At 67.9% G+C, this 3,489-nt stretch carries 5 protein-coding genes; 2 read left to right on the forward strand and 3 right to left on the reverse strand.

Annotated elements, in window-relative coordinates; genetic code table 11:
* The first annotated feature begins 200 nt into the window (after window positions 1-200).
* Both WA805_RS09165 and WA805_RS09170 read left to right on the forward strand, forming a co-directional pair.
* Window positions 201-1,451 (forward strand): FAD-dependent monooxygenase, encoded by a 1,251-nt coding sequence (locus WA805_RS09165; RefSeq protein ID WP_425242129.1) that lies wholly within the window; start codon window positions 201-203, stop codon window positions 1,449-1,451.
* A 160-nt stretch (window positions 1,452-1,611) separates the two neighbouring features.
* On the forward strand, window positions 1,612-2,013 hold the full coding sequence (locus tag WA805_RS09170; RefSeq protein ID WP_425242130.1) for a nuclear transport factor 2 family protein: 402 nt from the start codon (window positions 1,612-1,614) through the stop codon (window positions 2,011-2,013).
* Between the two features lie 35 nt (window positions 2,014-2,048).
* On the opposite strand, the gene WA805_RS09175 is transcribed toward WA805_RS09170, so the two are convergent.
* From WA805_RS09175 to WA805_RS09185, 3 genes are all read right to left on the reverse strand, one after another.
* Entirely contained in the window at window positions 2,049-2,219 is a 171-nt protein-coding gene (locus tag WA805_RS09175) for a hypothetical protein (RefSeq protein ID WP_422287883.1), read from the reverse strand.
* 387 nt (window positions 2,220-2,606) lie between these two features.
* The gene (locus tag WA805_RS09180) at window positions 2,607-3,242 is read right to left on the reverse strand and encodes a DUF1707 SHOCT-like domain-containing protein (protein WP_425242131.1); all 636 of its coding nucleotides are present in this window, start codon (window positions 3,240-3,242) and stop codon (window positions 2,607-2,609) included.
* Window positions 3,239-3,489, reverse strand: a 251-nt coding sequence (locus WA805_RS09185; RefSeq protein ID WP_425242132.1) for a hypothetical protein, incomplete at its 5' end; no start/stop codon positions are given. The genes WA805_RS09180 and WA805_RS09185, both read right to left, overlap by 4 nt.

The raw sequence follows: 3,489 nt of genomic DNA on the forward strand, positions 1-3,489 counted from the left end.
CAGCCGAGAAAACCGCCAGTGCCCGCGTGAACCACGCGGGACCGTCGAGCCAGGACCCAGAACACGAGAACCGTCCTGGGAAGACCTGCCCGCGGGCCGCTGGCCTTCGCATCAAGAAGCTAAAGGAGACAGGTATGTCCACGGCACGACCCGCTTCGGCATCGAAGACCGCAAAGCCGGCAGAACACACGGAGGTTCCCATGTCCCCACCAGCATCAGCAGCTGGCCGGGCACCCGGGCTGTCCCGGGCGCAGCGCGGGAATGTACTGATTTCCGGCGCAGGGCCGGCCGGCCTGACACTCGCATACTGGCTGTCCAGGCACGGCTTCTGCCCGACCGTGGTCGAACGGGCACCCGCACCGCGCGACGGGGGCCAGGCGGTCGACATCCGCGGCGCGGCGATCGGCGTCGCCAGCCGAGCGGGGATCCTGGGCGCGCTGCGGCAGGCGCGCACGCGCACCCGCGGGATGACGTACGTCACCGCCACCGGAAAGCATCTGGCCAGCATGAACGCGGCCTTCGGCGTGGTCGACCCCGCTGACGTGGAGATAGTCCGCGGCGACCTTGTCGACATCTTGCATGTGGCCGCCCGAAGCGGCGCCGAGTACATCTTCGGCGATTCGGTCACCGGGGTGGCCGAGGTCCCCGGAGCGGTCGAGGTCACCTTTGAGCGGGCCGCACCGCGCACGTTCGATCTGGTGATCGGCGCCGACGGGCTGCACTCCAAGGTCCGGGCCGTCGCCTTCGGCCCTGAGTCACAGTTCGCCCGGTACCTGGGCATGTACCTGTCGGTCTTCACCGTCCCCAACGACCTGGGACTCGATTACTGGCAGCTGATACACGTCGCCCCTGGCAAGTCGGTCACGGTCACCAGCGCCAGGGGCAACACCGAGGCGCGGGCCATCTTCTTCTTCGCCTCCCCGCCCCTCGAATACGACCACCGCGACACCGGCCAGCAGCAGGAGCTGCTCGAGACGGCGTTCGCCGGGCAGGGGTGGCAGATCCCGCGGCTGCTGGCGGCCATGCGCGACGCCCCCGGCTTCTACTTCGATTCCGTCAGTCAGGTCCGCATGGACAACTGGTCGGCCGGCCGGGTGACGCTGGTCGGCGACGCCGGCTACTGCCCTTCGCCGCTGTCGGGCCAGGGCACCAGCCTCGCGCTGGTCGGGGCCTACGTCCTGGCCGCGGAACTGCAGAACGCCGACGGCGACCACGGCGCCGCATTCGCCGGCTACCAGCGCCGGATGCGGGACTTCGTGGCCCGTAACCAGCAGATCGCGATCGGGAACGCCAAGCGGTTCATCCCGCAGACTCGCCGGCAGATCTGGCTGCAGAACCAGACCCTCAAGACACTGCCCTACCTCCCCGGCAAGAAGCTCGTCCTCGACCTGGCCACCAAGGGCGTCCGGGAGGCAGCCAACGCCATCGCGCTGGAACAGAGCCCGGGCTGACCAGCAGGCCGGCCGCAGAGCAGCCGTGACCACTCGCCGCTTCGCTAAGCAAGCCGACGGCCAGCAACGGGAACCGGCATCCTCCGATGCCGCACGAACAAGGAGCCAAACGCGCGGGATGATCACTTGGGCGTTCGGAGTCAGCTAAGGATGGTTCGGGATGGCGGTGTCGGCTGAGGACCGGCTGGCGATCAGCGAGCTGATCGCCCTGCACGGGCACATCATGGATTCAGGCGAGCTCGATCGCCTAGAGGACCTCTTCTCCCCCGAGGTCACCTACGACCTTGGGGACTTCGAGAGGGGCACCCTGCAGGGAATCGACGCCATCCGCAACGCTGCGATCGCCATGGGTGATCGCAGCCCCGTTGGTCATCACGTCATGAATATCATCCTCACCGAGGTCGATAGCCAGGTGGTGAGCGTGCGCTCCAAGGGCATCGGGATTCAGGCGGATGGATCCAGTGGCAGCGTCGTCTATGACGACATCGTCAAGCGAACAACTGCTGGCTGGCGAATCACCCACCGCAAGGTGTCCGCACGCCGCGCGCCGCTCAGCGCCTAGTGCAGCGCTGCGTTGATCCTTCGGGGTCTGATCGATCAGGAGGGAGGGTCGCCGAGGTAGGGCCTGCAGGCGCAATCCAGGGCGTCTTCGGGGGTGCCGAACGGTAGGCCGGTGGGCAGGACGTTGTCCTCGTAGCGTTCGTTGCTGTAGGTGAACAGCGCGAAGCCCCACAGTTCGGGGTGGCCGGTGTCCTTGAGACGGCACAACTGGAGGCCGCCCTCATCGTTATCGAGGGCGGCGTCGATGTGGGCGTATCCGGCCGGCCCGCCAACGGACCTTGATCTCGGTGATCTGCGGCCAGCGCCGGGCGTGGGTGGTCAGACGCTGTTGCAGGGCCGCGGCGCCTACCACGAACACGATGCCAAGCCCTACCGGTGGACCTACAACGGCTCGCCACTCAAAGCCGCCTGACTCCCGAAAGAGCTTCTGGGGTCACGTGGCTTTGAGCAGCACCGCCGCATCCTGTTCGCCCGCACGCCGGGGTCGCTTCGCTGACACGGAAGGAAGCGTTCGCCCAAGCGCCCGATTTACGGTTGGACGTGCGCCCCGTCCGAGCGGCTCGGTCGGGGAACGACGACGTGCGGACCAAACGCTTAGCGGCCGGTATTCTGTGGCCCGCGGCGCAGCCGCTCCGAGACCTTCCGCCGCGGGGGTCGAGCGATAATGTCGCCTCCGCGGGACTGCCCGGCCAACTGCACACGCAGGACAACCGGCGTGCCGGGGCCGGATGCGGGGCGGATCTTGATGTCGCCGCTGCTGCGCGTCAGGTCGTCCGTGTCGACCACTATCCCTGGTCTGGTCACCAGGAGCAGGTTTCCCCCGATACGCAGGTCGACATCAATGTGCAGGGTGTTGTGGGTGATCAGAGCGTCGGTGAAGTCGAGCTTCGCGTCGCAGAACATCAGCCGGATTTCCATGCGGCGGGGAACCAGCCAGCGGCCGCTGCGTGTGACATCGCCGAAACGCTGGTCGATCCGGACCAGGTCTTTGGCTTGCGGGGGCATACCGTCCAAGGGGAGGTCAGCGGTCAGTCTGGCCAGGTCGCCGGTGGTACGGGCAGACAGCGCAGCGTCCAGGCGCTCGTCCAACTCGACCGCGGTGAGCCGACCGTCGCCCGCGGCCACCTGAAGGATCTCCACGACCTGGTCCCGGTCCCGATCGGACACCCGCAGCTCGGGCGTTGCATCGCGCCCGGAAGGGTCACGAGCCAGCCCTCGTCCATCCGTCATGCCCGCAGTGTAGTGGCGGACAGCCCAGGGATCCCGCAATGGGGGACGCCGTCGGCTGCTGGCCTTAACGCTGAAGGCCCGGCGGCCGCCGGCGGGGCGATGGCCGCGAAGCGTTTCTGAGCGGTGCGCAGCTGGCCAAGGATGCGGACCTTGACATGCGGCGCGAGAGGAGTGTCCGGGCGGGCGATGAGGTCGGCCAGCACGGGGACGAGCGGCGCGTACTTGGAGGCGAGCCTGACGGCCTTGG

The sequence above is a fragment of the Trebonia sp. genome, from assembly GCF_049794275.1.
Taxonomy (GTDB): domain Bacteria; phylum Actinomycetota; class Actinomycetes; order Streptosporangiales; family Streptosporangiaceae; genus Trebonia.

Bases quoted from the DNA above. Each gene is read 5' to 3' on its own strand.
- WA805_RS09165 (WP_425242129.1), top strand. From the start codon at position 201: ATGTCCCCACCAGCATCAGCAGCTGGCCGGGCACCCGGGCTGTCCCGG.
- WA805_RS09170 (WP_425242130.1), top strand. From the start codon at position 1,612: ATGGCGGTGTCGGCTGAGGACCGGCTGGCGATCAGCGAGCTGATCGCC.
- WA805_RS09180 (WP_425242131.1), bottom strand. From the start codon at position 3,242: ATGACGGATGGACGAGGGCTGGCTCGTGACCCTTCCGGGCGCGATGCA.